Below are 25,467 nucleotides of genomic sequence, written 5' to 3' on the forward strand. Positions count from 1 at the left end.
ATTGCCCGATGGATAATATTACGCATTCGGTCATCGGCCTCGGGGTCGGCGAACTGGTACACCGCAGCCTGCCGCCCGAGCCGCAAGCCCCCGCACAGCGCACCCGGCGTGCGCTGTTTCTGTTTACGGCCTGGTTTGCCAGCAACGCGCCCGACCTGGACCTGGTCCTCACGAAACTGCTGCCGCGTCCGTTCGGCTACATGCTGCACCACCGTGGCCACACGCATACCTTGCTGCTGGCCTTGCCGCAGGCGCTGCTGTTGCTTGCCCTGCTGTGGCTGCTGTGGCCCGGCGCGCGCCGGCTGCTCAAGGAAAGCGTGCCGGCTCGCATCGGCCTGGCGGCTTGTTTGCTGCTGGGATTCTGCTTGCACATGGGCATGGATTTCCTCAATTCCTATGGCTTGCACCCGTTTTATCCGTTCAACAGCCGCTGGCTGTATGGCGACATGGTCTTCATTGTCGAGCCCATTTTCTGGGTGCTGCTGGGCGTGCCCGTGATCATGTCCTTGCGCTACGGTATCGTCAAAAGCGTGCTGCTGGCGGGATTGACGGCGGCCCTGTGTTTCTTCACCTATAAAACCTATCTGGCGCCCGCCGCGCTGGCCGTCTTGCTGGGGCTGGGCGCGGTGCTGGCCGTGCTGCAAGGGCGCGCCGGCGAGCGAGGGCGGGGAGCGTTGCTGCTGGCCTTTGCGCTGGCGGCCACGTTTATCGGCACGCAAGGCGTGGCCTCGGCCATCGGCCGCGGCCGCATCGAGGCGGCCGTGCAGCGGCTCGACCCCGGCACGCGCGTATGGGATGTGGCGATGACGGCGTTTCCCAGCCATCCCTTATGCTGGATCTATGTTTCGCTCGACAGCAAGACGGACGTGTACACCCTGCGGCGCGGCACCCTGAGCCTGCTTCCCGGGTCGCTGGCGCCTGCCGCCTGCCCGGCCGGCCTGGTGGAAACCAGCAAGCAAGGCCGGCAACTGGCGCCCGGCATCGCCGTCTCCGCCCAGGCGGCCGGCAGCCTGGCCGCCTTGCGTGCGCTGCAGGAAGACAATTGCTATGCGGACGCCTGGTTCCGCTTTGCCCGCATGCCCCGATTGAATGCGGACAAGCTGACGGACGTGCGCTTCAATCCCGGCATGCTGCCCAACTTTACGACCGTGGAGCTGCAACAGTTCCGTAGCCGCCCATGTCCCGCCTACGTGCCGGGCTGGGACCGCCCCCGTGCCGACATGCTGGCATTGCCGGAATAGGGCGCCGGGAGCAAATGTATTGCCTTGTGGCAAAAAATATCGCGTGTGTGCTTACTTCGCCATGGCACAGCATGCGACAATTATCAATTCGGCATGGATGTCATTGAGTTAGGACTATTTTGGAAGAGCAACACGCCTTACCGTATTTGCGGGAAACCCTGCTGTTTCTGGCCCTGGCCGGGATTTTTATTCCGTTATTGCAACGCCTGAAAGTCAATCAGGTGCTCGGCTTCCTGGCCGTCGGCGCCCTGTTCGGCCCGTTCGGCTTTGGCCTGTGGGCCGGCGACTTCACGTGGCTGACGTATTTTTCGTTCGTGCGTACCGAGCAGGTCAGCGGCCTGGCCGAGCTGGGCGTGATGTTTCTGATGTTCATGATCGGCCTGGAGTTGTCGACGGAACGGCTGTGGGCGCTGCGGCGCTGGGTATTCGGCGCGGGCGTGGGGCAGGTGGCCGTCAGCGCCTGCCTGATCGGCGGCGTCGCGTATTACTTCGGCCTGTCGCTGGAAGCGTCCATCGTGCTGGGCCTGGTGCTGTCGCTGTCGTCCACGGCCGTGGTGATGCAGCTGCTCACGGACCAGCGCTCCCTGCAGACGCCAGCCGGCCAGGCGGGCTTTTCCATTCTGATGTTCCAGGATCTGATGGTGGTGCCGCTGTTCATCCTGATCGACGTGTTCGCCAGCGGGCGCAGCGACGATCTGGCGTATCTGCTCAGCTTTGCGGCCGTGAAATCGGCCGGCGCCATCCTGCTGATCTATCTGCTGGGACGCCGCGTGATTCGCCCCCTGTTCCAGTTTTTCGTCAAGAAACGCCAGCCCGACGTGTTCATGGCATTGACCCTGCTCAGCACCCTGGGCATCGCGGGTTTGACCTATCTGGCTGGCCTGTCGATGGCGCTGGGCGCCTTGCTGGCCGGCCTGCTGCTGGCGGAAACGGAATTTCGCCACGAAGTGGAAGTGACGATCGAGCCCTTCAAGGGTTTGCTGATGGGCTTGTTCTTCATGTCGGTGGGTATGCAGATTGACGTGCGTGAAATCCTCAAGTCGCCGATTCTGATCCCGCTGGCCGTGCTGAGCCTGTTTTTCCTGAAGACGCTGGTCATCAGCGTGATTTTCCGCATCGGCGGCTTTCACTGGGGGCGTGCCGTGGAAACGGGCGTGCTGCTGGGGCAGGGCGGCGAATTCGCCTTCATCGTCGTCGCGTATGCGCTGGGCACCAAGCTGATCGGCCCGCAGGTGGCGCAGTTCGTCATGCTGGTGGTGGGCCTGAGCCTGTTCGCCACGCCGGCGCTGGCCAAGGCGGCGCGCGCCTTCGGCAACTGGTGGGAACGGCGCCACCACCATCAGCTGGCCGACCTGGCGCACGGCGCGTTGCCGCCGCAGGGCAGCACCGTCATCATCGCCGGTTTCGGCCGGGTGGGGCAGTTGCTGGCCAAGGTGCTGACGGAGCAGGATATCGCGTATGTGGCGATTGAAAATGATGCACGGCTGGTGACGACCCTGCATCCGCGCGGCTTTCCCGTGTATTTCGGCGATGCGTCGCGCGCGGAACTGTTGCAAAAAGTGAATGCGGACCGGGCCGCGGCCGTCGTGCTGACGATGGACCATGCGGCGTCCGTGCTGCATGCCGTCAAATCGATCCGCCGCGAGTATCCGCTGCTGCCCGTGTATGCGCGCGCCCGCGACGAGGCGCATGCGGTGGCCCTGATCCAGGCGGGCGCCACCCTGGTCGTGCCCGAGGCGCTGGAATCGGCGCTGCAACTGACGGCTACCGTGCTGCACACGGTGGGCCTGTCGGAAGCGCGCACGACGGACATCGTGCAAGCGGAGCGCGACCGGCGCAATGCCGTGCTGCTGGCGAAAAAATTGTCGTAGGGAAAACCTTCACGCAAACGTGCGTGTCGCCGTGCTTTGTCAATTATCTATACAATAATAGTATATGAGCACACTATCCACATGAAAGCCGCGACGAAGAGCGGCGCGGCACCCCTGACGCCGCAGCAACTGGCGGCGCAGGAAACGCAGCAAAAATTTGGCAAGCCCGAGCGGGGCTGGCGCGAGCGGGTGTACACCGTCATTTTCGAGGCGGAAACGCGCACGGGCCGTGCTTTCGACCTGCTGCTGATCGCCGCCATCCTGATCAGCGTGACGGTGGTCGTGCTCAGCAGTGTCGCCTCCGTGGCCGAGCGCTACGGCACCTGGCTGACGGCGCTCGAATGGTTTTTTACCATTTTATTTACCATCGAGTATTTCGCCCGCCTGTCGTGCCTGCAGCATCCGGTACGCTACGCCAAGAGTTTTTTCGGCATTATCGACTTGCTGGCCATCGTGCCGACCTATATCGGCTTGCTGCTGCCGGGTGCGCACGTGCTGATCGACGTGCGCATTTTGCGGCTGCTGCGCATGTTCCGTATCCTCAAGCTCACCTCGTATGTGCATGAGTACACGGTGCTGGGGCGGGCCTTGCTGGCCAGCCGGCGCAAGATCCTGATTTTCTTGTCTTTTGTCATGATGGTGGTCTTTCTGTTGGGTACAGTGATGTATGTCGTGGAAGGGCCGGATAACGGCTACAGCAGTATTCCCACGTCGATTTACTGGGCCATCAGCACCATGACCACGGTCGGTTTCGGCGATATCACGCCGCGCACCGACATCGGGCGCACCATTGCTTCGCTGATGATGCTGCTCGGCTGGGGCATCCTGGCAGTGCCTACCGGCATTATCAGCGCCGAGATGACGGTACAGCGCAGTTCCAAGCTGGTCACCACGCGTACCTGCCCCACGTGCCTGAAAGAAGGGCTCGATGACGATGCCAATTTCTGCAAGAACTGCGGGGTTGCATTGCCGCCGCTGGCACGCGATTAATTCATAACCCTATTTACTTTACTTTGTTAAGGCCAACATGATTCCAGTTCGCCTGATCGCGACGGGCAAGGCCGTGCCGTCGCATAGTGTGACTTCCGCCAGCCTGGACCTGAAATTGGGGCATCCGGACGGCTACACCCTGCGCAAGAGCGGGGTGCTGTCGCGCTTTGTCGCCGCACCCGATGAATCGCAAAGCCAGCTGGGCGCCGCTGCCTTGCTCGACGCGCTCAAGAATGCCAGCCTGCGTCCGGCCGATATCGATCTCCTGATCTGCGCCTGCGGCGTGCCCGAGCAAGCGTTGCCGAACACGGCCTGCTTCGTGGCCGAACATGCAGGCTTGCCCCCAGGCACGCAAAGCTTCGACGTCAACGCCAGCTGCCTCAGTTTCATGGCCGCCTTCCGCGTGGCCGCGTCCATGCTGGCCGGCGGCGCCTACCGCCGCATCGCCATCGTCTCGTCGGACCTGGCCTCGCGCGGCGTCGACTGGAGCGAGCCGGAAGCGTCGATGATCTTTGGCGACGGCGCCGCCGCCGTCATCGTCGAGCGGGGCGACGGCAGCGCCGGCATCCGCGCCTACAAGATGGGCACGTATCCGGAAGGGCGGCGCTACTGCGAAATCCGCGGCGGCGGCACCGAGCGCAACCCCCGCAACGGCTGCGAACCGGGCGACTACCTGTTCCGCATGGATGGCAAGGCCGTGTTCCGCCTGGCCGTCAAGGTGATGCCGGATTTCCTGGCGGAATTGATGGCCGAATCGGGCGCGGGACTGGAAAAAGTCGACGTGGTCGTGCCGCACCAGGCCAGCCCGCTGGGCCTCGCGCATGCGGCGCGCATCCTCGACGTTCCCGATGCTAAAATCATCAAGATCTTTGAAACGCACGGCAACCAGGTGGCCGCATCCCTGCCCACCGCCCTGCATGAGGCGGTGATGACGGGGCGGGCCGTGGCAGGCCAGCGTTTGCTGATGATGGGCACGGCCGCGGGCCTGACCATCGGCGGCATGATTCTTGACCTGTGAAGGTGGGGCGATGAGGCGGATACTGGTCACGGGAGCGACGGGCGGCTTGGGGCGCAATGCCGTGCGCACCCTGCTGGCGCAAGGCGTGGAAGTGCGCGCCACGGGCCGCAACGCCGCCGTGGGCCGCGAACTCGAACGCATGGGCGCGCAATTCGTGGCGCTCGACCTGGCGCAAGCCACGCCGCGCCAGGTCGACGAGCTGGTGCGCGGCATGGACGCCGTCTGGCACTGCGCCGCGCTGTCGTCGCCGTGGGGCGCGGAGCGCGACTTCATCGCCGCCAACGTCACGGCCACGGCCCAGCTGCTGCGCGCGGCCGCCAGCCTGCACGTGGCGCGCTTCGTGCACATCTCGACCCCGGCCATCTATTTCGATTACCGCAACCGCTACGAGGTGCCGGAAACCTTCCGCCCCGACGCCTTCGTCAACGCGTACGCGCGCAGCAAGGCGATGGCGGAAAAATTGGTGCAGGAGTGCGTCGACCGCCACCGCGGCATGACGTGCGTGATCCTGCGTCCGCGCGCCATCTTCGGCCCGCACGACCAGGTGCTGATCCCGCGCCTGGCGCGCGTGCTGCAGGAGCGCGGCGGCAAGCTGCCGCTGCCCAACGGCGGCGCGGCCACCATCGACGTCACCTATGTCGACAATGTCGTGCACGCGATGTGGCTGGCCACCGTGCACAAGACCATCGCTTCGGGCGCCGCCTTCAACATCACGAATGGCGAACCGGCGCGCCTGTGCGACATTTTGCGCACCTTGTTCTGCGACCATCTGCAGCAGCCGTTCGAGATCGTCAGCGTGCCTTACCGCGTGCTGGCGCTGGCGGCGCGCCTGATGCAGTTCGCTTCGCGCTTCACGCACCGCGAACCCTCATTGACGCCCTACAGCATCGGCGCGCTCAGTTTCGACATGACGCTCGATAACGCCAAAGCCCGCAAGGTGCTCGGCTACCGTCCCGTCGTCAGCCTGCAGGACGGCATCGCCCGCACGGCGCAGTGGATGCGACAGGAAGCGGCGGCGCACAAGGTGGGCAAGGAGCGCAATGGCTAGCATCACCGCATTTCGCGTCGGCCACTGCACCCATCCTTCGTGCATGGTCTTGAAAGGCAGCGGGCTGGCCAGCCGCTGCTTCCCTTCGCGCGCCTATCTGATCGAAACGCGCGCGGGTCTGTACCTGTGGGACACGGGGTATGCCGAACACTTCCGCGCCGCCACGTCGAAAGGCGTGTACCGCATGTACGCGTGGGTCACGCCCATCTCGTTCGACGAGAATGAGTCGCTGCACGGCCAGCTGCGCGCGCATGGCGTATCGCCGGGCGATATCCATACCTTGCTGCTGTCGCACTTCCACGCCGACCATATCGCCGGCCTGCGCGACTTTCCCGGCGCGCGCCTGATGGCCTCGAAAACGGGCTGGGACGCCGTGCGCGGTTTGTCCGGCGTGGCCGCCGTGCGCCAGGCCTTCGTGCCCGAGCTGCTGCCGCCCGATATCTCTGACCGCCTGGCGTTTGTCGAAAGCGTGCCCGAGACGGCCTTGCCGGCCGCCCTGCTGCCGTTCACGCACGGGCGCGACGTCAGCGGCACGGGCGAGATCTACATCGTCGACCTGCCCGGCCACGCCATCGGCCATCTGGGCGCCTTCGTGCTGCAGGACGAAGGCTGGACCTTGCTGGCGTCGGACGCAGCCTGGGTGCCGGAAAGTTTTCAGCAGCTGCGCGGACCGTCGGAACTGTCCTTCCTCATCCAGCACAAGCGCGCGCCGTATTATGAGACGTTGAACCGCCTGCACCAGCTGCACCAGTCGGGCAATGCGCAGATCCGCATCACGCATGAAGATACCAACGATTATTTGCCCGTGGCGGGCCGCCCGTGAAACGAATTTTCTGGCTGTTGCTGTCGTACTGGCGCACGCGCCGCCTGCGTTTCACAAGCCGCGCGCAGCTGGAAAGTTATCAGCAGGCGCAGCTGGCGCATTTCATCGACGTGCTGTGCGCGCGCAGCACGTATTTTGCGCCGTACCGCAAGCTGCCGCTGGCGCAGTGGCCGACGATGAACAAGGTGCTGATGCTCGAGCATTTCGACGCCATGAACACCGAGGGAATCACGTTGGCGCAGGCGATGGAGGCGGCCATGGCGGCCGAGCATAGCCGCGACTTCACGCCGGCCGTGGGCGACATCACCGTGGGCCTGTCGTCGGGCACCTCGTCGCGGCGCGCCGTGTTTACCGTCAGCCCCCGCGAAAAGGCCCAATGGGCGGGCGTGATGCTGGCCAAGGCGCTGCCCGACGGCCTGTTTTCCGGCGAAAAGGTGGCCCTGTTCCTGCGCGCGAACAGCAATCTGTACACGGCCGTGCGCTCGCCATGGCTGACCTTTGCCTTTTACGACCTGTTCGCACCGTTCGACAGCCTGTGCGCGCAGCTGGCGCGCTATCAACCGTCCGTGATCGTCGCGCCGGCCCAGGTGCTGCGCCAGCTGGCCTTGCGCGTCATCGACGGCCGCCTGGCGCTGGCGCCGAAAAAAGTCATCTCGGTGGCCGAAGTGCTGGAAGCCCAGGACCGCGCGTTGATCGTGCAGGCGTTCGGCGCCGTGCATGAAATCTACCAGGCGACCGAGGGTTTCCTCGCCAGCAGCTGCGAACACGGCGTGCTGCATTTGAACGAGGAATACGTGCACATCGAACCGCAGTGGCTGGACGACGAACAACGTCGCTTCGTGCCCGTGATTACGGACTTTACCCGCATCACGCAGCCCATCGTGCGCTATCGCCTCGACGATATTTTGCTCGCGCGCGCCACGCCGTGCCCGTGCGGCCGCGCCACGCGCGCCATCGACGGCATCGAAGGACGCTGCGACGACATGCTGTTCTTGCCATCCTTGCCGTCGGCGGACGGCGGCGCCCCTGTCGCCGTGTTTGCCGACGTGCTGACGCGCGCGTTCGCGCAAGCCTTGCCGGCGGATGCCGACTACCGCCTGCTGCAGTCGGGCGACGCGGCCCTGCAGCTGCATGCGGCCCTCGACGACGCCGGCCTGGCCGCCTTGCGCGATCACCTGGCAACGGTGCTGCGCGGTCTGGGCGTGGCCGTGGACGGCCTGGCCTGGACGACGAGCGGCGAACTGCCTCCCTTTGACCCCACCATGAAACGGCGCCGCATCCGGCGCCTTGCGACCGCATGAATCCTTCTTCCATGACCGTACGCTGCCGCCTGCTGCACCTGCTGGCCGGCTGGGGCAGCGTCGGCCTCGTGTATTTTTCCAGCGACCTGCTGCAAGGCCAGGGCGTGCTGCTGCCCGAGACGGCCATCGACCGCGCCATCCCCTACACGGACGCCGCCATCTGGCTGTACCTGTCCTTCTTCATCCTGATTCCGTACGCCTACCTGGTGGCCGATGCGGCCCGCGTGCGCTGGCTGGCGCGCGCCATGGCGCTTTCCGCGCTGGCCTGCGGCGTGGTCTTCCTGCTGTATCCGACCACGCTCGCGTATCCGCCCGTGGGCGAGGGCAGTGCCTGGAGCACGCACGCGCTGCGCATGCTGCAGGCGGCGGATTCCGCGCAAAACTGCCTGCCCTCGCTGCATGGCGCCCTGACCTTGCTGTGCGTGTGGGCCTTGTGCGACAAACGCCATCTGCTGCGCTCCGCGCTGGCGCTGGTGCTGGGCGTGGCCATCTGCTACGCCATCATCGCGCTGCGCCGCCACGTGAGCATCGACCTGGCCGCCGGCCTGGCCGTGGGCGTGGCGGGCGGCATGTTGGCGGAAATGCAGGTATTCTGGACGGCTCGCCGCGCCATTTCCACTGAAACCGCATCATGATGAACCCCTTTGCCCTCTCTTTCCTTGTCATGCTGGCCTTCGTGCTCGCCGAATTGCTGATCCTCAAATGGGTACGCAAGACCCCCGTGCCGTGGAAGGACGTGATCTTCAACCTCAATTCCGGCCACATCCTGATGTGGGTATTCCGCGGCGTGGAAGTGGCGGCGTTCGCCCTGCTGCTGCGCCATGTGAATCTGCACATCGTCGACCAGTGGCCCGTGGCCGCGCAATGGGTCTTCGCATTCTTTGCCTGGGACCTGTGCTTTTACTGGATGCACCGGCTGCACCATAAGATTCCCCTGCTGTGGGCCGTGCACGTGGTGCACCACCAGGGCGAGCATTTCAACCTGTCGCTGGGCGTGCGCAATTCCTGGTATTCGTCGCTGACGAATTTCCCGTTCATCGCCATCCTGGCCGTGCTGGGCGTGCCGCTGGAAATCTTCCTCGTCGTCTCGTCGCTGCATTACACGGTGCAGTTCTATAACCACAATGCGCTGGTGAACAAGTCCGGCATCCTCGATAAATTCATGGTCACGCCCTCGCACCACCGCGTGCACCACGGCACCGATAAACGCTATATCAACCGCAATTTCGGCGGTACCCTGCTGCTGTGGGACAGGCTGTTCGGCAGCTTCCAGCCGGAACTCGAGGGCGTGGAAATGCGCTATGGCGTGAAGGGCATGACACCCACGCACAATCCGCTCCTGGCCAGCAATGGCAAGCTGTTCAAGTGGCTGCGCGCGCGCTTTCCCCATTGGCAGTCGCGCGGCACTTTTGAGGTGCCCGAACTGTTCATCGGCATCGGCGGCGTGATTCTGTTTGGCCTGGTGATCTATTACGTCAACCACGAAGCGGCGCTGGCCGGCGCGCAGCAAGCCATCCTGTTCGCGCTGATCTTTGGCGGCACCCTGGCGCTGGGCGGCCTGTCGGACGCGCGCCGCTGGGGCGCCATCGCCTGGGTGGTCATCGCGCTGGCCATGCCGGCCCTGTACCTGGGCTGGTATGGCGCGCGCGATGCGTGGGGCATGATGTTCCTGGCCGCGCTGCTGGCGCACGGCCTCGATGGCGCGCGCCGCCTGTGGTGGCCGGCCGCGGCGGGGACGCGCGCGTGACGCCTGTGCCCCCTTTGCCGCCGCTGCGCTTCCAGCCCGCCCGCGATTCCGCCTTCCGCCGCGAACTGCGCGCGCGCGCCGACGCCTACCTCGCCAGCGAGGGAAAGCACCGCTTCGGCGACTGGCGCCTGCACGCGAAAACCGTCTTCCTGGCCACGCTGACGGCGGGGCTGTATGCGCTGGCCTTGAGCGCCGGCAGCACCTGGCCGTTTGTCGCCAGCTATGTCGCCTGCCTGGTGGCGGCCATGGCGCTGGCCATGAATACCCTGCACGATGCGGCCCACAGCGCCGTCTTCCGCCAGGGGCGCCTGAACCGTGTGCTGATCCGCCTGGTGGGCTTGCCCGTGGGCGTGGACACGGATTTCTGGACCATCCGCCACGTGCATTTCCATCACACGTATGCGAACGTGGAAGGCTATGACCTCGACACGGAACCGAACCCCTTCCTGCGCCAGACGCCGTTCCAACGCTGGTCCCCCCAGTACCGCTATCAATACCTGTACTGGCCCGTGGTGGCGGCTCTGTCGCTGCCGTATCTGAACTGGTATGGCGACTGGCTGGACCGCTTCGGCAAGACGCCCGTGGCCGCGCACAGCCGCTTGCAGGGCTGGCGCGGCTGGCTGTCGTTCCTGGGCTGGAAGCTGGGCCACGTGGCGCTGGTGCTGGCGCTGCCCATGTGGGTGCTGCAGCAGCACGGCATCGGCTGGGGCGTGGTGCTGGGCGCGTATTTCCTGGGCCAGATGCTCGCCTCGTGCGCGCTGGTGGCGCTGATCCTCGGCACGCACTGGGCTGAAGTGGAATTCTTCCAGCCGGGGCAGGACGGCACCCTGCCGCACGACTGGTACCAGCACACGTTTTATACGGCCTGCGACTGGACGCCGAAACCGCGCGCGCTGCGCTGGCTCGGCTACTGGCTCGGCGGCCTGAATCTGCACCTGACGCACCATCTGTTCCCCACCTGGAACCACCGCCACTACCCGGCGCTGGCGCGCATCCTGGCCGAACTGGCGCCCCGCCATGGCCTCGTCTACCGCGAACTCGGTTACGGCCAGCTGCACGCCTCGCAGCAGCAATTTCTGCGCGCCATGGGCCAGCCGCCCGCCCAGCCCTGACGAATCGCGCTTGACTGGGATTCTGTTTCGTCTTACATTTCTGTAACGACAGAAATAAGAGAAAACCATGGAATTGAGTCCGACCACGCAGAAGTACATTCTCCATTGGGGCGAAATGGGCACCCGCTGGGGCGTCAACCGCACGGTGGCGCAGATCCACGCGCTGCTGTTCCTGGCCAACGAACCGCTGACGGCGGAAGACATTGCGGCCAGCCTGAACGTGGCCCGCTCGAACGTCAGCAACAGCCTGAAGGAATTGCAAAGCTGGGGCCTGGCGCGCATCACGCACGTGATGGGGGACCGGCGCGACCATTTCGTCGCCCTGCAGGATGTGTGGGAAATCTTCCGGGTCATCATGGAAGAGCGCAAGCGGCGCGAGATCGACCCCACGCTGACGGTGCTGCGCGAATGCGCGATCGAGGGCGAGCACGATGCGGCGATACCGCCGGCCACCCTGGAGCGCATGGGCGAAGTGCTGGCCTTCCTGGAAATGCTCAGCTCCACCTACAGCGACTATAAAAACCTGCCGCCGGCGACCCTGCAGCGCATGCTGGCCATGGGCGGCAAGGTGGCCAAGTTCCTCAGCTCGGACGACAAGCCGGGCAAGCCGGGAAAAGCATGAACGGCCCCTCCGAAGGAGAGCTGTTCAAGAAGGTCATGGGCGAGCGATGGCTCACCCTGCACCCGGACATCCGCCGCCGTTTCGAGAAAAATCCCGCGCCGGGCCAGCCCCTGTATTACCGGGGCGAGCTCAGTGAGCTCACCAGTTCGCGCCTGGGCAAGGTGCTGGGCTGGCTCACGCGTCCCTTCATCGACGGCGCCCTGATCCCGCATGACGATCACGACTTCCCCGTCGATATCGAAGTGTATTCGCGCCCCGGCTGCCCCTTCATCTTCAAGCAGCGCACCTACCGCCTGCATGGCCGCGCGCCGATCCGTTTTACTTCCTACATGGCCGAAAGCGCAACAGGCGAAGTGCTCGAATACGTGGGCATGGGCCTGGGCATGAAGCTCGTGCTGCACGTCGAGGATGGCAACCTGCATTTCACCAGCGATGGCTATTTTTGGGATCTGTTCGGCTGGCGCATGCCGCTGCCCGGCGTGCTCACGCCCGGCAAGACGTATCTGTGCCACCGCAACGACACGCCGCAGCAATTCAACATCCGCATCGAGATCCGCCACGCGCTGTTCGGCACCACGTTTACCCAGGTCGGCGTGTTCCGCGAATCCGCCGCACCAGAAAGCCACAAGGAGACACCATGAATACGCATTTGCTGGCCCTGCAACTGATGGCGGCGCAAGGCTGCCTGGGCGCCTTCGACACCATCTACCACCATGAAATCACGGAGGCGCTGCCGCAAAAGGCCTCGGCCCGCCTGGAACTGACCATCCATGCCACGCGCGCCCTGATCTACAGCCTGCTGTTCGTCGGCCTGGCGGCCTGGGAATGGCATGGCGCCTGGGCCTGGGTGCTGGTGATCGTGTTTGGCGTGGAAATCGTGCTGACCCTGTGGGATTTCGTCGTCGAAGACCAGACCCGCCTCCTGCCCGCCACGGAGCGGGTCACGCACACGGTGCTGGCGATCAACGCGGGCGCCTTCATCGCCCTGCTGGCCCTGAACAGCAGCGACTGGGCGACCTTGCCGACGGCCCTCGTATGGCAGCCCTATGGCTGGCTCAGCGTCTTCCTCGCCCTGTGCGGCGTGGGCGTGGGCCTGTCCGGCCTGCGCGACGCGTACGCCGTGTGGCAGCTGGGCCGGCGCAAGGTGCAGGAGCAGGAAGAGCAGGAGGAACACCTGCGCTTTGCCGCCGCGCCGCAGTCCGTGCTGGTGACGGGCGCCACAGGTTTCATCGGCCAGCAGCTGGTCAGCGCCTTGCTGGCCGACGGCCACGCGGTGACGGTGCTGACGCGCCAGCCGAAGCAGGCCGCGTGGACCTTCGACGGCCAGGTGCGCTGCATCCGGTCGTTCGACGAGCTGGCGGATGCGCAGCGCATCGACATGGTGCTCAACCTGGCCGGCGCGCGCATCGTTGGCAGGCGCTGGACGCCAGCGCGCAAGGCGGCCCTGCGCCGCAGCCGCGTGGCGCTGACGCAGGACCTGGTGGCGTGGATCGCCCGCGCGCAGCACAAGCCGCGCGTGCTGCTGTCGGCGTCGGCCATCGGCTACTACGGCGTGCAGCCGCAGGGCGACGCGACGGAATTGACGGAGGAGAGCGCGCCGCAAGCCATCTTCATGTCGCAGCTGTGCCAGGAATGGGAAGCGGCCGCGCGCCAGGCGGAGAAATTTGGCGTGCAGGTGGGCGGCATGCGCTTCGGCCTCGTCTTCGGCCACCAGGGTTCGCTGCCGCAGATGCTGCTGCCGATCCGCTTCGGCGCGGGCGGCCCGCTCGGCAGCGGCAAGCAGTGGGTTTCGTGGGTGCACGTGCGCGACGTCATCCGCGCCATCGCCCATCTGGCGCGCCGCAGCGAACAGGGCGCGGTGAGCGGCGCGTATAACTTCTGCGCGCCGGAAGCGATCGAGCAGCGCCGCTTTGCTCGGGTGGCGGGCACCGTGCTGCACCGCCCCAGCGTCGTGCCCACGCCGGCCTTCGTCATGCGCGCCTTGCTGGGCGAGCAGGCCGACTTGCTGGTGGAAGGCCAGCGGGTCGCCCCGCGCCGCCTGCTGGACGACGGATTTAGCTTCCGCTATCCGCAGCTGGAAGGGGCGCTGCGCAGCCTGTAGGCTGGCGTAGAATGGGGCATGGGAGGAACCGAACCATGCCCCGCTTCAGCCATACGATAGACAGCCATGTTTACCAGTTCGCCAGCCTGAAGGAGCTGCTGGCCAAGGCCACGCCACTGCGTTCGGGCGACGTGCTGGCCGGTGTGGCGGCCGTCAGCGCGCGCGAGCGGGTGGCGGCGCAGCTGGCGCTGGCCGAGGTGCCGCTGTCGGCCTTCCTCAATGAAGCGCTGGTGCCGTACGAAGACGATGAAGTCACACGCCTGATCATCGACACCCACGCGCGCGCCGCGTTCGCGCCGATTTCCCACCTGTGCGTAGGCGATTTTCGCGACTGGCTGCTCGATGACGCGACGGACACGCAAACGCTGTCCGAGGTCGCCGCCGGCATCACGCCGGAAATGGCGGCGGCCGTCTCAAAAATCATGCGCCTGCAGGACCTTGTGCTGGTGGCCAGCAAGTGCCGTGTCGTCACGGCTTTCCGCAATACCCTGGGCCTGGAAGGGCGCCTGTCCACGCGGCTGCAGCCGAACCACCCGACGGATGACGCCACGGGGATTGCCGCGTCGATGCTCGATGGCCTGCTGCTGGGCAGCGGCGACGCCGTGATCGGCATCAATCCCGCCACCGACAATGTGGCGCAGGTGGTGTCGCTGCTGCACCTGCTCGACGCCGTCATCGGCCAGTACCAGATTCCCACACAGTCCTGCGTGCTCACGCACATCACCAATACGCTCGAGGCGATCCGCCGCGGCGCACCCGTCGACCTGGTATTCCAGTCGGTGGCGGGCACGCAGGCGGCCAACCGCAGCTTCGGCATCGACCTGGCCCTGCTGGCCGAGGGGCAGGCGGCGGCCCTGTCGCTGGGGCGCGGCACGGTGGGCAACAACGTCATGTATTTCGAAACGGGGCAGGGCAGCGCCCTGTCGGCCGGCGCCCACCACGGCATGGACCAGCAGACGTGCGAGGCGCGCGCGTATGCGGTGGCGCGCGCGTATCAACCGCTGCTGGTCAATTCGGTGGTGGGTTTCATCGGCCCCGAATACCTGTACGACGGCAAGCAGATCATGCGCGCGGGGCTGGAAGACCATTTCTGCGCCAAGCTGCTGGGACTGCCCATGGGCTGCGACGTGTGCTACACCAACCACGCGGAAGCGGACCAGGACGACATGGATGCCTTGCTGACCATGCTGGGCGTGGCCGGCTGCAATTTCATCATGGGAGTGCCGGGCGCGGACGACATCATGCTCGGCTACCAGAGCACCTCGTTCCACGACGCCCTGTATGCGCGCCGCGTGCTGGGTTTGCGCCCTGCGCCCGAATTCGCGGCCTGGCTGGCGCGCATGCGGATCACCGATGCGCAGGGAAATCTGAACGCGGCGCTGGCGCCGGCCTTCCAGGCGGCCCTGCTGCGCCTGGACGATTAGGGAGGATACATGGACGAGAAAAACCCGTGGCAAACGCTGCGCGCGCATACGGCGGCGCGCATCGCGCTGGGGCGCCGCGGCGTGAGCGTGCCGACCCGTGCGCAGCTGGCATTCCAGCTGGCCCACGCGCAAGCGCGCGACGCCGTGCACCTGGCGCTCGATGGCGAGGCTCTGGCAAGCACCCTGGCCGCGCAGGGGCAAGACTGCGTGCATCTGCACAGCGCCGCCGCCACGCGTGCCGACTATCTGCAACGCCCCGACCTGGGGCGCCGGCTCGACGATGTTTCACGGGCACGCCTGGCCGCTGGTACGACGGGAGTGGACCTGGCGCTGGTGGCGGCCGATGGCCTGTCGGCGCTGGCCGTGCAGCGCCACGCGGCACCCTTCCTGGCCGCTTTGCGCGCACGGCTGGCGCTGGAAGCGTGGACGCTGTCGCCCGTGCACATCGTGGCGCAGGGGCGGGTGGCTATCGGCGACGAGGTAGGGGAATTGATCAAAGCGCGGGCCGTGCTGGTGCTGATCGGCGAGCGGCCGGGCTTGAGTTCCCCGGACAGCCTGGGCCTGTACCTGACGTGGGCGCCCAAGGCAGGCTTGCTGGACGAGCGCCGCAACTGCATCTCGAACGTGCGCCCGGAGGGGCTGGCGTATGCGCCGGCCGCATACCGGCTGCACTACCTGCTGTCGCAGGCGTTCAGCCGGCAGTTGTCGGGCGTGGACTTGAAGGATGAAACGGTGGAAGAGGGCGCGGCCCTGGCAGGCGCGCGCAATTTCCTGCTGGCGTGATCAGACTTCGCGGATTTCATCCAGCGGCCAGCGCGGGCGCACGTTGAACGAGTAATCGTGCTTGGCGGCGTCGGGGTTGATCTGCAGGCGCATGGCGCCGGCAAAGGCGATCATGGCGCCGTTGTCGGTACAGAATTCCAGCTCCGGGTAATACACTTTGAAGCGCTTCTTGACAGAGGCCGCATTGAGCGAGGCGCGCAGCTGCGCGTTGGCGCCCACGCCGCCGGCGATCACCAGGCGTTTCAAGCCCGTGTGCTTGAGGGCCGATACGCACTTGGCCGTCAGCACGTCGACGATGGCGTCGACGAAGCCCCGCGCGATGTTCGCCTTGTCCTGCTCGCAGATATTGGCGATGACTTTTTCTTCATGATTTTTCACCACCGTCAGCACGGCCGTCTTCAGGCCGGAAAAGCTGAAGTTGAAATCCTTCGAGTGCAGCATGGGGCGCGGCAGTTTATACGCCAGCGGGTCGCCGAATTCGGCCAGGCGCGAAATGGCGGGGCCGCCCGGGTAACCGAGCCCCAGCAGCTTGGCCGACTTGTCGAATGCCTCGCCGGCCGCATCGTCGAGCGTTTCGCCCAGCATCGTGTACTGGCCCACGCCATCGACGCGCATCAGCTGCGTGTGGCCGCCCGACACCAGCAGCGCGATGAAGGGGAATTGCGGCGGCTCGGACGCCAGCAGCGGCGACAGCAAATGGCCTTCCAGGTGGTGGATGCCCAGCACCGGCTTGTTGATGGCCAGGCCCAGGCTGCACGCCACGGACGATCCTACCAGCAGCGCGCCGGCCAGTCCCGGGCCTTGCGTGTAGGCGATGGCGTCGATTTCGGACAGGCCGATGCCGGCCTTCGTCAGGGTCTCTTCGAGCAGCGGGATGGCGCGGCGGATATGGTCGCGCGACGCCAGTTCCGGCACCACGCCGCCGTACTGCTCGTGCATGGCGACTTGCGAATAGAGGGCGTGCGACAGCAGGCCGCGTTGCGTGTCGTACAAGGCCAGGCCGGTTTCGTCACAGGAGGATTCGACGCCAAGAACAATCATGAAGGTACTGAATAGGGAGGAGTAATCCGCCATTGTAAAGGAAAGCCGCGCAGTCCACCGTGCGGCCGGCGCACCATTTCGGCGGCAGTGTGCACTTGCGCAGTGCGGCGCGGGCCGGTTTTGCCCGGGATTCTGGCTGCTTTGCGCCTGGAACGGCACTGGCACCGCTCTTGCTTAGACAGGCGTGTGCCTTTCTCAAGGGAGCTTGCGATGTCGGAACAATGGAAAATGATTTGCCGCCTGAAGGACATGCCGCTGGCGGGCGCGCGCATGGTGCAGCGGGGCCTGGCATGGCAGGACTTGCCCGGCGTGGCGCTGTTTCGCGCGTCGGACGACACGGTCTACGCGCTGCTCGACGCGGTGCCCTGCCTGGGTGGCCCGCTGGCGCACGGGGTGCTGATGGAGAAAAATCTGATGGGGCCGAAAAGTAGCTGGATCATCGAGCTCGATTCGGGCCGCCTGGTGGCGCCCGTGCAGGGCATGGCGCGCATGTACGCCGTGCGCATCCTGGACGGGCGCATCTACCTGGACATCAATGAACTGAATATCCCGGCCAGCAAGGCGGAGCAGGCGCTGGCGGGATCGTTCGCCGTGCTGCCGCATGTGCAGATGGCGTGATGAAGGGAAAAGCAAAAACGGCGCACAGGGCGCCGTTCTTTGTCTGCAGTGATGTGTCGGCTTACGCGCTACGCGCTAAGCCGACCTACGTTGCATACGCATGTTCATCGCGCAGCGTGGTGCTTTGGTCTCCTTCGACCGTAGGTCGGATTAGGCCCGAAGGGCCGTAATCCGACAACATCGCCGGCATTATTTTGGGCGATTGAGCAAATGCGCATGCGCGTCGCGCAGCATGGTGGCCGTCGTGTCCCAGTCGATGCAGCCGTCCGTGACGGAGCAGCCGTAGGTCAGTTGCGACAGTTCTTGCGGGATCTTCTGGTTGCCGCCGACGATGTTCGATTCGATCATCACGCCCACCAGCGAGCGGTTGCCCTGGCGGATCTGGTTGACCACGTCGCCCATCACCAGCGGCTGCAGTTCCGGCTTTTTATAGCTGTTCGCGTGCGAGCAGTCGACCACCAGGTTGGCGGGCAGTTTGGCCTTGGCAAGTGCCTGTTCGGCGATGGCGATCGAGACCGAATCGTAGTTCGGGCGGCCGTCGCCGCCGCGCAGCACCACGTGGCCGTAGGCGTTGCCGCGCGTGCGCACGATGGCCACGTTGCCTTCGGCGTTAATGCCCAGGAAGGAGTGCGGGTGGGCCGACGACAGGATGGCGTTGACGGCGATGCTGATGTCGCCATCGGTGCCGTTCTTGAAGCCGACCGGTGTCGACAGGCCCGACGACATTTCGCGGTGCGTCTGCGATTCCGTCGTGCGCGCGCCGATGGCGGTCCAGGCGATCAGGTCGCCCAGGTATTGCGGCGAGATCGGGTCCAGCGCTTCGGTGGCGGTGGGCAGGCCCAGTTCGCACACGTCGAGCAGGAACTGGCGCGCCTTTTCCATGCCTTCGTTGACCTTGAACGAATCGTCCATGTACGGGTCGTTGATATAGCCCTTCCAGCCCGTGGTGGTACGCGGTTTCTCGAAATACACGCGCATCACCAGCAGCATCGTATCCTTGACTTCCTCTTGCAGCGCTTTCAGGCGGCGCGCGTAATCGAGGCCGGCGACGGGGTCGTGGATCGAGCACGGACCGACGACGACGAACAGGCGCTGGTCCTTGCGGTCGATGATGTTGCGCAGCGCTTCGCGGCCGCGGCTGACGGTGTCGAAGGCGCTTTCCGACAGGGGCAGCTTGGCGTGCAGTTCGGCCGGTGTCGGCATGGGCGCGAAAGAGGTGACGTTGATATTTTCGATGTCTGGCGTATTCATGATTCTGGCTCGGCTTTCGCTATTGCGTTCTTTAAGAGGCAATAGTGTAGCGGAAATGCGGCCTGGCGGCGGGGTTGGGGCCAAAACGGAATGCATGAGTTGTTTTTATGGCAAGGCCGGCACGCCGCCGGGCCCTTGCCGCCGGACGCTCAGCGGCCGCCGGCCAGGCTGGCGCCAACGCTGTAGCGGGCGATGCGCTGGTAGTTGCCGGCCAGCTCGGGCGGCCGGGGCAGGCCGGGATGGCGCCGCACATGCTCGAGGATGGCGGTTTCATGCTGGCGTATCTGCGCGTCCAGGCAGGCGATTTGCTGGCGCAACAGGGCGTGCAGCGCATGCTGGCCAGCCTGCAGATGGGCGTCGAGGCGCGCCGACTCCTGCTTGCGCACGCCTACGATGGCGTGCAGGCGGCGCAGCCACAGGCGCAGTTCCACATAGGCGGGCGAGGGCGGCGTCCAGCGCGCGGGGCGTTCGTCCTTGCAGTAATTGGCCAGCACCACGGCGCTGAGCGCCGCGTTCGCGGGCAAACCTTGACTGCGCAGATAGTCTGCCAGTTGCGCGGGCTGGGCATCGCAGACCAGCATGCCCATGTCGGCCAGCACGCGGGCTGGCGCCTCGCTGTACGGGGCGTCGAGGCGCATGCAGACGCGCAAGCCCATGACGGGCACGTCATTCCTCTGCAGCCAGCTGCGCAGCCAGCGGTAGCCGGCCATGTCGTTTTCCAGCACCTTGCACAGCACGTCGCCGCCCGAGCGCAGCACGGCTTTCAGCAGCAGCTTGCTCGTTTCGATGCCGACGAAGGCAGTTTCCTGTTTGATCGCGTCTTTCATGATGAGTCCCCCTGTGCAGTCTTATACGCAGCGGCGGCGCGTTTGGATGCAGGCGCGAAGCAAATTCGTAAAAGAGCCTGGAAGACTGTTGCATTGGCACCTACGGCATCCTCCAGCCCGTCTGCAAGGGAGAAAATCCGTGTAAGCTGGCGTCATGACGACTGTATCCATCCCCCATACCGATGTGGCCGGTGAGCCATTCCCCGCAGCACGTTTCATTAAAGAAATAGGACGCGGCAAGAACGGCGCGCGCAGCATGACGCGCGATGACGCCCGCGCCCTGTACCGCGCCATGCTCGAGGGCCGCGTGTCGGACCTGGAACTGGGCGGCATTTTGTTATCGATGCGCATCAAGGGCGAGTCCGTGGACGAGATCGCCGGCTTCCTCGATGCGGCCGAAGCCTCGTTCGCCCCTCTGGCCGCGCCGGCAGGCGAATTCGCACCCATCATCATTCCCAGCTACAACGGCGCGCGCAAGATGGCGAACCTGACGGCCTTGCTGGCGCTGCTGCTGGCGCGCGCGGGCGCACCCGTGCTCGTGCATGGCGTGACCAGCGACCCGGGCCGCATCACGACGGCCGAAGTGCTGGCCGCGCTGGGCGTGCCCGCCTCGGCGGACCATGCGCAAGCCGAGGCCGCCATGGCGCGCGGCGAAGCGGCCTTCCTGCCCATCGCAGCGCTGGCGCCCCGCCTGGCGCACCTGCTGTCGCTGCGGCGCGTGCTGGGCGTGCGCAATTCCACGCATACCCTGGTGAAAATCATGCAGCCGTTCGCCGCTCCCGCCCTGCGCCTGGTGTCGTACACGCATCCCGAATACCTGGAAATGCTCGGTGAGTATTTCCTGACGGCATGCCCTCCTGGGCGTGGCGACGCCTTCCTGATGCGCGGCACGGAAGGCGAAACGGTGGCCAACGCCAACAAGGCGCAGCAGATCGACTGGTTCCACGGCGGCGAGCGCACGGTATTAGTGGAAAGGCAACTTCTGGTAGAGGAACTGCCGCATTTGCCGGCCGAGCGCGACGCGGCCACCACGGCGGCCTGGATCGCCGCCGTGCTGCGCGGCGAGGTGCCCGTGCCGCCATCGATCGCGGAGCAGGTGGAGCAATGCCTGATGGCATCGCGGCAGATTGCAGCACGGCCGCGCTAGCCGCGCCGCCGCAGTTTACAATGGCGTCTTTGTAATCAGCGGTGACCGGAATTCTTATGGCAAAACAATTTGATGTGGCAGTGATCGGCGCGGGCGCGGCCGGCATGATGTGTGCGGCTGTTGCCGCCCAGCAAGGCAAGCGCGTGGTGTTGATCGATCACGCGGCCAAGCTGGCCGAAAAGATCCGCATCTCGGGTGGTGGACGTTGTAACTTCACCAATATCAACGCCACCCCGCAAAATTTCCTCTCGGAAAACCCGCATTTCTGCAAGAGCGCGCTGTCGCGCTACACGCCGCAGGATTTCCTCGCGCTGGTGAAAAAATACCGGATCGGCTATCACGAAAAGCACAAGGGCCAGCAATTCTGCAATGAATCAGCCGAGCAGATCATCGACATGCTCAAGGACGAGTGCGCCGCTGGCGGCGTGCACTGGCGCATGCCGTGCAAGATCGATAATGTTGTCCAGCAAGATGATGGCGGCTTCGTGCTGCAGACGGACAGCGGCGACATCGAGACGGCCAGCATCGTCATCGCCACGGGCGGCCTGTCGATCCCGAAGATCGGCGCCACGGACTTTGCCTATCGCATCGCCAAGCAATTCGGTCTGGCGATGGTCGAGCCGCGTCCGGCCCTGGTGCCGCTGACGTTCGACCCGGCCAACTGGGCGCCATTTGCCGAATTGTCCGGCATCGCGCTGGAAGTGGATGTGGAAACGGGCAGCCTGAAAGGCCGCAAGGCCACTGGCGCGCGTTTCCGCGAAGATTTGCTGTTCACGCATCGCGGCCTGTCGGGTCCGGCGATCCTGCAGATTTCCAGCTACTGGCTGCCGGGCGAGCCCATTGTCATCAACCTGCTGCCGGAAGTGGACGTGGCGCAAACCCTCATCGAAGGCAAGGGCACCCTGAAGAAGCAACTGGGCAATATCGTCGCCCAATGGCTGCCGCAGCGCCTGGCGGACTGCCTGCTGGCCACGAACGGCCTGGCGCCGGACGCGCGCATCGCCGACATGCCCGACGCGCAGCTGCGCAAGCTGGGGCTGGCCATCAATGCCTGGTCCATCGTGCCGAACGGTTCCGAAGGCTACCGCAAGGCGGAAGTGACGCGGGGCGGCATCGACACGCGCGAACTGTCGCAGCAGACCATGATGGCGAATAAGGTGCCGGGTCTGTATTTCATCGGTGAATCGGTCGACGTGACGGGCTGGCTGGGCGGCTACAACTTCCAGTGGGCCTGGGCTTCCGGCGTGGCGGCAGGTATTGCCTTGCAGTAAGCAACTCTGTAGGATGGGAGCACCGGTGCGTGGTTTACGCCACATTCCGGCAGCGACCTCAGGCTGCATACCGCACGCAAGTGGGGAGGGGCTTCCCTTTCCGAATAAAAGCTGCTACTATCTATCTCTTCCTATACACCACCTCAACGGTTTGAATTTTACATGACCACTATTCGCCTTAAAGAAAACGAGCCGTTCGAAGTCGCAATGCGTCGCTTCAAACGCACCATCGAAAAAACGGGTCTGCTGACCGAATTGCGCGCTCGCGAATTCTACGAAAAGCCAACAGCTGAGCGCAAGCGCAAGCTGGCAGCTGCTGTCAAGCGTCATTACAAACGCATCCGCAGCCAACAACTGCCGAAAAAATTATTCTAAGACTGTTCAGTCAGAACCAACCCGGGTAGTTCGGCGCATTGTTCGCCACGGGTTTTGTTTTGATTCGCCTGGAGTGATACTTCAGATGAGTCGCATACCCGCTCCGGTTCGCCGCAGCGGGTTTTCGCTTTTGTGGCCGCCTGCTTGGAGTGCCTGCACGAGCATCGAACCCCACTTACCAACACGAGGATTGCCATGAGCTTGAAAGAACAAATTACCGAAGACATGAAAAACGCCATGCGCGCCAAGGAAGCGGGCAAGCTGGGCACGATTCGCCTGTTGCTGGCGGAAATCAAGCGCAAGGAAGTCGACGAGCGCATCGAATTGACGGATGCCCACGTGACGGCCATCGTGGAAAAGATGATCAAGCAGCGCAAGGATTCGATCACCCAGTTCGAAGCCGGTGGCCGTGCCGACCTGGCCGACATCGAAAAAGCCGAGCTGGTGCACCTGATCGGTTACATGCCTGCCGGCCTGTCGGACGAAGAAGTAGCGGCCGAAGTGGCTGCCGCCGTGGCCGCCTCGGGCGCCGCGGGTCCGCAAGACATGGGCAAGGTCATGGCCATCGTCAAGCCGAAGCTGGCTGGCCGCGCCGACATGACCGTGGTGTCCGCGCTGGTCAAGAAAGCCTTGACGCCGGCCGCGTAAGCAACAATAGTAGCAAGGGCTGCCAGTCGTCGCACTGGCAGCCGCTCAATCGCCCACACGTTGACCTGGCTCAACCTCCGGCCACGTGCGGTAGTATAGTCTGACCTATAACAAGACCCGCCCTAGCCAGTGATACCTCAATCCTTTATTTCCGATTTGCTCAACCGCGTCGATATCGTCGATGTCGTGGGGCGCTACGTGCAACTGAAAAAAGGCGGCGCCAATTTCATGGGCTTGTGCCCGTTCCACAGTGAAAAATCGCCCAGCTTTACCGTCAGCCCCACCAAGCAGTTCTACCATTGCTTCGGCTGCGGCGCGCATGGCACCTCGATCGGCTTCCTGATCGAATACTCGGGCATGGGCTTTGTCGATGCCGTCAAGGACCTGGCGCAGAACGTGGGCATGGTCGTGCCGGAAGCGGACGACAAGATCCCGCCGGCCCAGCGCGCGCAGATCCAGGCGCAAAGCCTGGCCTTGTCCGACGCCATGACGCAGGCCTGCGATTATTACCGCGGGCAATTGCGCCACGCGCCGGAAGCCATCGCCTACCTCAAAAATCGGGGCTTGACGGGCGAAGTGGCCGCTCGCTTCGGCATGGGTTTCGCGCCCGGCGGCTGGGACAATCTACGTTCCGTCTTCCCCGATTACGATGTGGTGGCCCTGGCCGAGGCCGGTCTCGTGATCGACAAGGTCGATGAAGAGGGCAACAACCGCAAGCGCTACGACCGTTTCCGCGAACGCATCATGTTTCCGATTCGTAATACCAAGGGCCAGGTCATCGCCTTCGGCGGCCGCGTGCTCGACCATGGCGAACCGAAATACCTGAATTCCCCGGAAACCCCCTTGTTTTCCAAGGGTTTCGAACTATATGGCTTGTTCGAGGCGCGCCAGGCCATCCGCGACGCCGGCTATGTGCTGGTGACGGAGGGGTATATGGACGTGGTGGCGCTGGCGCAGATGGGTTTCCCGCAGGCAGTGGCTACCCTGGGCACGGCGTGTACGCCCACCCACGTGCAAAAACTGCTGCGCCAGACCGATAACGTGATTTTCAGCTTCGACGGCGACAAGGCCGGCCGCCGCGCCGCGCGCCGAGCGCTCGAAGCGAGCCTGGCCCACGTGTCGGACAATAAAACGATCAAATTCCTGTTCTTGCCGTCGGAACACGATCCGGACAGCTATATCCGCGCATTCGGCGCCGAAGGTTTTGAGCAGCAGGTGCATGAAGCGATGCCGCTGTCACAGTTCTTGCTGAAAGAAGTGTCGGGCGAGCATGATTTATCGGAACCGGAAGGGCGCGCCCGCGTGCAGTTCGACGCCAAGCCTCTGCTGCAGCTGATGGCGCCGTCGTCGCTGCGCCTGCAGATCGTGCGCGGGCTGGCGCAGTTGACGCAGTCCACGCCGGCCGAGATCGAAGCCCTGTTCGAGCTGGCCAAACCCGTTGCCGTGGCGCACCGCGCGCCGCCGAAATCGGGCCGCCCCGTTCCCGTGGGCCTGGAATTGAAGATCATGCGCATGCTGGTGGCGCATCCGCCGCTGACCCTGCGCATCGACGAGGCTGCCCTGACCGCCTTCCAGCACCTGGGGCCCGATGCGGCGCACAGCCTGGGGCAGCTGGTGGCCGTGGGCCAGGCGCTGGGCGAGCATGGCAGTTTTGCCGCGCTGGCGCAGCAGTTGAAGGAGCTGGGCAGCGAATACGACGAGATCATCGGCGAGATCGCGGCCGGCACGGAGTCCGATTACGACAGCGAATTGTCGTGGCTGGTGAGCACCATCCGCGAGATCAAATTGAATGCCTTGAAGGCGGAATTGCAGCAATTGTTTGCGTCGGGTTTGCCATCGGAGAAAATTGGTGTACGCTACCGCGAAATCATGCAGGAGCAGGGCGAGCTGGAACGCGAACGCGATGCCGAGTTGGTGAATCGCTAACCTTGCCCTGAGGGTATGGCGCGCACTGGAAAAACATTTTTCGCGTGCTATAATTAAATGCTAAGTATTGTGTGCTTTGGCAAGCTAGTTCTGTTTCGTAAATAGTATTTGTTTTCAGTAAGTTAGGCTCTTGATCGGCGCGGTGGATCGTGTCGGCAGCCAGGGCCAACTGGCGCTTTCGGCGTTGCGGGCAAGGCCTGCGGACGCTGGCAAGCCGCGCCAGACTCTCGCTCCCAACGCGGTCGATGCAGGAATTTTTGCCGAGACGGCTGGCAACAGCCG

The 25,467-nt window shown here is 64.7% G+C and carries 24 protein-coding genes; 21 read left to right on the plus strand and 3 right to left on the minus strand.

Translation table 11 applies throughout. The features are described 5' to 3' along the window. Positions 1 to 8: 8 nt before the first annotated feature. The 15 genes from ACQ4WQ_RS00245 (at position 9) to eutC (ending at position 16,081) form a co-directional block, all read left to right on the plus strand. A complete protein-coding gene (locus ACQ4WQ_RS00245; protein ID WP_436493851.1) occupies positions 9 to 1,241 on the plus strand; it encodes a metal-dependent hydrolase in 1,233 nt (410 codons plus the stop codon). A gap of 119 nt (positions 1,242 to 1,360) precedes the next feature. After that, positions 1,361 to 3,112: a cation:proton antiporter domain-containing protein gene (locus ACQ4WQ_RS00250; protein WP_436493853.1), complete on the plus strand. Its 1,752-nt coding sequence runs from the start codon at positions 1,361 to 1,363 to the stop codon at positions 3,110 to 3,112. Positions 3,113 to 3,193: 81 nt separating this feature from the next. Further along, complete coding sequence (locus ACQ4WQ_RS00255; RefSeq protein ID WP_326458006.1) at positions 3,194 to 4,102, plus strand: ion transporter; 909 nt, start codon at positions 3,194 to 3,196, stop codon at positions 4,100 to 4,102. Positions 4,103 to 4,139: 37 nt separating this feature from the next. Continuing rightward, positions 4,140 to 5,120 (plus strand): 3-oxoacyl-[acyl-carrier-protein] synthase III C-terminal domain-containing protein, encoded by a 981-nt coding sequence (locus ACQ4WQ_RS00260; RefSeq protein WP_326458005.1) that lies wholly within the window; start codon positions 4,140 to 4,142, stop codon positions 5,118 to 5,120. A gap of 10 nt (positions 5,121 to 5,130) precedes the next feature. After that, positions 5,131 to 6,168 (plus strand): NAD-dependent epimerase/dehydratase family protein, encoded by a 1,038-nt coding sequence (locus ACQ4WQ_RS00265; RefSeq protein ID WP_436493856.1) that lies wholly within the window; start codon positions 5,131 to 5,133, stop codon positions 6,166 to 6,168. Then, positions 6,161 to 6,991, plus strand: coding sequence for an MBL fold metallo-hydrolase (locus ACQ4WQ_RS00270; RefSeq protein ID WP_436493858.1), 831 nt, complete (start codon positions 6,161 to 6,163; stop codon positions 6,989 to 6,991). Before ACQ4WQ_RS00265 ends, ACQ4WQ_RS00270 begins: the two co-directional genes overlap by 8 nt. Continuing rightward, entirely contained in the window at positions 6,988 to 8,292 is a 1,305-nt protein-coding gene (locus ACQ4WQ_RS00275; protein ID WP_436493860.1) for a F390 synthetase-related protein, read from the plus strand. Before ACQ4WQ_RS00270 ends, ACQ4WQ_RS00275 begins: the two co-directional genes overlap by 4 nt. Further along, positions 8,289 to 8,927 (plus strand): phosphatase PAP2 family protein, encoded by a 639-nt coding sequence (locus ACQ4WQ_RS00280; RefSeq protein WP_436493862.1) that lies wholly within the window; start codon positions 8,289 to 8,291, stop codon positions 8,925 to 8,927. Before ACQ4WQ_RS00275 ends, ACQ4WQ_RS00280 begins: the two co-directional genes overlap by 4 nt. After that, positions 8,924 to 10,039 (plus strand): sterol desaturase family protein, encoded by a 1,116-nt coding sequence (locus tag ACQ4WQ_RS00285; RefSeq protein WP_436493864.1) that lies wholly within the window; start codon positions 8,924 to 8,926, stop codon positions 10,037 to 10,039. Before ACQ4WQ_RS00280 ends, ACQ4WQ_RS00285 begins: the two co-directional genes overlap by 4 nt. Next, on the plus strand, positions 10,036 to 11,151 hold the full coding sequence (locus ACQ4WQ_RS00290) for a fatty acid desaturase family protein (protein WP_436493866.1): 1,116 nt from the start codon (positions 10,036 to 10,038) through the stop codon (positions 11,149 to 11,151). Before ACQ4WQ_RS00285 ends, ACQ4WQ_RS00290 begins: the two co-directional genes overlap by 4 nt. A gap of 67 nt (positions 11,152 to 11,218) precedes the next feature. Beyond that, the gene (locus tag ACQ4WQ_RS00295) at positions 11,219 to 11,773 is read left to right on the plus strand and encodes a GbsR/MarR family transcriptional regulator (RefSeq protein WP_436493868.1); all 555 of its coding nucleotides are present in this window, start codon (positions 11,219 to 11,221) and stop codon (positions 11,771 to 11,773) included. After that, complete coding sequence (locus ACQ4WQ_RS00300; RefSeq protein ID WP_436493870.1) at positions 11,770 to 12,414, plus strand: DUF4166 domain-containing protein; 645 nt, start codon at positions 11,770 to 11,772, stop codon at positions 12,412 to 12,414. The genes ACQ4WQ_RS00295 and ACQ4WQ_RS00300 overlap by 4 nt, the downstream gene beginning before the upstream one ends. Further along, positions 12,411 to 13,874 carry a TIGR01777 family oxidoreductase gene (locus ACQ4WQ_RS00305; RefSeq protein ID WP_436493872.1) on the plus strand — a complete coding sequence of 488 codons (1,464 nt, stop codon included), beginning with the start codon at positions 12,411 to 12,413 and terminating at the stop codon, positions 13,872 to 13,874. Before ACQ4WQ_RS00300 ends, ACQ4WQ_RS00305 begins: the two co-directional genes overlap by 4 nt. Before the next feature lie 35 nt (positions 13,875 to 13,909). Beyond that, positions 13,910 to 15,298 (plus strand): ethanolamine ammonia-lyase subunit EutB, encoded by a 1,389-nt coding sequence (locus tag ACQ4WQ_RS00310; RefSeq protein WP_436493874.1) that lies wholly within the window; start codon positions 13,910 to 13,912, stop codon positions 15,296 to 15,298. Positions 15,299 to 15,307: 9 nt separating this feature from the next. Continuing rightward, on the plus strand, positions 15,308 to 16,081 hold the full coding sequence (gene eutC, locus ACQ4WQ_RS00315; protein ID WP_436493876.1) for an ethanolamine ammonia-lyase subunit EutC: 774 nt from the start codon (positions 15,308 to 15,310) through the stop codon (positions 16,079 to 16,081). Here the strand turns inward: eutC and tsaD are convergent, their stop codons facing one another. Further along, positions 16,082 to 17,122 carry a tRNA (adenosine(37)-N6)-threonylcarbamoyltransferase complex transferase subunit TsaD gene (tsaD, locus tag ACQ4WQ_RS00320; protein WP_436493878.1) on the minus strand — a complete coding sequence of 347 codons (1,041 nt, stop codon included), beginning with the start codon at positions 17,120 to 17,122 and terminating at the stop codon, positions 16,082 to 16,084. Positions 17,123 to 17,332: 210 nt separating this feature from the next. On the opposite strand from tsaD, the gene ACQ4WQ_RS00325 reads away from it, so the two are divergent. Next, positions 17,333 to 17,740 carry a nitrite reductase (NAD(P)H) small subunit gene (locus tag ACQ4WQ_RS00325; RefSeq protein ID WP_436493880.1) on the plus strand — a complete coding sequence of 136 codons (408 nt, stop codon included), beginning with the start codon at positions 17,333 to 17,335 and terminating at the stop codon, positions 17,738 to 17,740. Between the two features lie 189 nt (positions 17,741 to 17,929). On the opposite strand, the gene ACQ4WQ_RS00330 is transcribed toward ACQ4WQ_RS00325, so the two are convergent. Then, positions 17,930 to 18,991, minus strand: coding sequence for a 3-deoxy-7-phosphoheptulonate synthase (locus ACQ4WQ_RS00330; RefSeq protein WP_436493882.1), 1,062 nt, complete (start codon positions 18,989 to 18,991; stop codon positions 17,930 to 17,932). A gap of 149 nt (positions 18,992 to 19,140) precedes the next feature. Beyond that, on the minus strand, positions 19,141 to 19,818 hold the full coding sequence (locus ACQ4WQ_RS00335) for a hypothetical protein (RefSeq protein ID WP_436493884.1): 678 nt from the start codon (positions 19,816 to 19,818) through the stop codon (positions 19,141 to 19,143). Positions 19,819 to 19,972: 154 nt separating this feature from the next. Here ACQ4WQ_RS00335 and ybiB point away from each other — a divergent pair, with 154 nt between their 5' ends. The 5 genes from ybiB to dnaG all read left to right on the plus strand — a co-directional run bounded on the left by ybiB (position 19,973) and on the right by dnaG (position 25,185). After that, on the plus strand, positions 19,973 to 20,965 hold the full coding sequence (gene ybiB, locus ACQ4WQ_RS00340; protein ID WP_436493885.1) for a DNA-binding protein YbiB: 993 nt from the start codon (positions 19,973 to 19,975) through the stop codon (positions 20,963 to 20,965). A gap of 56 nt (positions 20,966 to 21,021) precedes the next feature. Next, positions 21,022 to 22,236: a BaiN/RdsA family NAD(P)/FAD-dependent oxidoreductase gene (locus ACQ4WQ_RS00345; protein WP_436493887.1), complete on the plus strand. Its 1,215-nt coding sequence runs from the start codon at positions 21,022 to 21,024 to the stop codon at positions 22,234 to 22,236. A 162-nt stretch (positions 22,237 to 22,398) separates the two neighbouring features. Further along, complete coding sequence (rpsU, locus tag ACQ4WQ_RS00350; RefSeq protein ID WP_008451879.1) at positions 22,399 to 22,611, plus strand: 30S ribosomal protein S21; 213 nt, start codon at positions 22,399 to 22,401, stop codon at positions 22,609 to 22,611. A 195-nt stretch (positions 22,612 to 22,806) separates the two neighbouring features. Then, on the plus strand, positions 22,807 to 23,259 hold the full coding sequence (locus ACQ4WQ_RS00355; protein WP_070287781.1) for a GatB/YqeY domain-containing protein: 453 nt from the start codon (positions 22,807 to 22,809) through the stop codon (positions 23,257 to 23,259). Between the two features lie 129 nt (positions 23,260 to 23,388). Beyond that, on the plus strand, positions 23,389 to 25,185 hold the full coding sequence (dnaG, locus tag ACQ4WQ_RS00360) for a DNA primase (protein WP_436493889.1): 1,797 nt from the start codon (positions 23,389 to 23,391) through the stop codon (positions 25,183 to 25,185). The last annotated feature ends 282 nt before the right edge of the window (positions 25,186 to 25,467 follow it).

Source organism: Janthinobacterium goodfellowi (genome assembly GCF_051380695.1).
Classification (GTDB): Bacteria; Pseudomonadota; Gammaproteobacteria; order Burkholderiales; family Burkholderiaceae_D; genus Janthinobacterium.

Bases quoted from the DNA above. Each gene is read 5' to 3' on its own strand.
- ACQ4WQ_RS00245 (WP_436493851.1), top strand. From the start codon at position 9: ATGGATAATATTACGCATTCGGTCATCGGCCTCGGGGTCGGCGAACTG.
- ACQ4WQ_RS00255 (WP_326458006.1), top strand. From the start codon at position 3,194: ATGAAAGCCGCGACGAAGAGCGGCGCGGCACCCCTGACGCCGCAGCAA.
- ACQ4WQ_RS00260 (WP_326458005.1), top strand. From the start codon at position 4,140: ATGATTCCAGTTCGCCTGATCGCGACGGGCAAGGCCGTGCCGTCGCAT.
- ACQ4WQ_RS00265 (WP_436493856.1), top strand. From the start codon at position 5,131: ATGAGGCGGATACTGGTCACGGGAGCGACGGGCGGCTTGGGGCGCAAT.
- ACQ4WQ_RS00270 (WP_436493858.1), top strand. From the start codon at position 6,161: ATGGCTAGCATCACCGCATTTCGCGTCGGCCACTGCACCCATCCTTCG.
- ACQ4WQ_RS00280 (WP_436493862.1), top strand. From the start codon at position 8,289: ATGAATCCTTCTTCCATGACCGTACGCTGCCGCCTGCTGCACCTGCTG.
- ACQ4WQ_RS00285 (WP_436493864.1), top strand. From the start codon at position 8,924: ATGATGAACCCCTTTGCCCTCTCTTTCCTTGTCATGCTGGCCTTCGTG.
- ACQ4WQ_RS00295 (WP_436493868.1), top strand. From the start codon at position 11,219: ATGGAATTGAGTCCGACCACGCAGAAGTACATTCTCCATTGGGGCGAA.
- ACQ4WQ_RS00300 (WP_436493870.1), top strand. From the start codon at position 11,770: ATGAACGGCCCCTCCGAAGGAGAGCTGTTCAAGAAGGTCATGGGCGAG.
- ACQ4WQ_RS00305 (WP_436493872.1), top strand. From the start codon at position 12,411: ATGAATACGCATTTGCTGGCCCTGCAACTGATGGCGGCGCAAGGCTGC.
- ACQ4WQ_RS00310 (WP_436493874.1), top strand. From the start codon at position 13,910: ATGCCCCGCTTCAGCCATACGATAGACAGCCATGTTTACCAGTTCGCC.
- eutC (WP_436493876.1), top strand. From the start codon at position 15,308: ATGGACGAGAAAAACCCGTGGCAAACGCTGCGCGCGCATACGGCGGCG.
- tsaD (WP_436493878.1), bottom strand. From the start codon at position 17,122: ATGATTGTTCTTGGCGTCGAATCCTCCTGTGACGAAACCGGCCTGGCC.
- ACQ4WQ_RS00325 (WP_436493880.1), top strand. From the start codon at position 17,333: ATGTCGGAACAATGGAAAATGATTTGCCGCCTGAAGGACATGCCGCTG.
- ACQ4WQ_RS00330 (WP_436493882.1), bottom strand. From the start codon at position 18,991: ATGAATACGCCAGACATCGAAAATATCAACGTCACCTCTTTCGCGCCC.
- ACQ4WQ_RS00335 (WP_436493884.1), bottom strand. From the start codon at position 19,818: ATGAAAGACGCGATCAAACAGGAAACTGCCTTCGTCGGCATCGAAACG.
- ybiB (WP_436493885.1), top strand. From the start codon at position 19,973: ATGACGACTGTATCCATCCCCCATACCGATGTGGCCGGTGAGCCATTC.
- ACQ4WQ_RS00345 (WP_436493887.1), top strand. From the start codon at position 21,022: ATGGCAAAACAATTTGATGTGGCAGTGATCGGCGCGGGCGCGGCCGGC.
- rpsU (WP_008451879.1), top strand. From the start codon at position 22,399: ATGACCACTATTCGCCTTAAAGAAAACGAGCCGTTCGAAGTCGCAATG.
- ACQ4WQ_RS00355 (WP_070287781.1), top strand. From the start codon at position 22,807: ATGAGCTTGAAAGAACAAATTACCGAAGACATGAAAAACGCCATGCGC.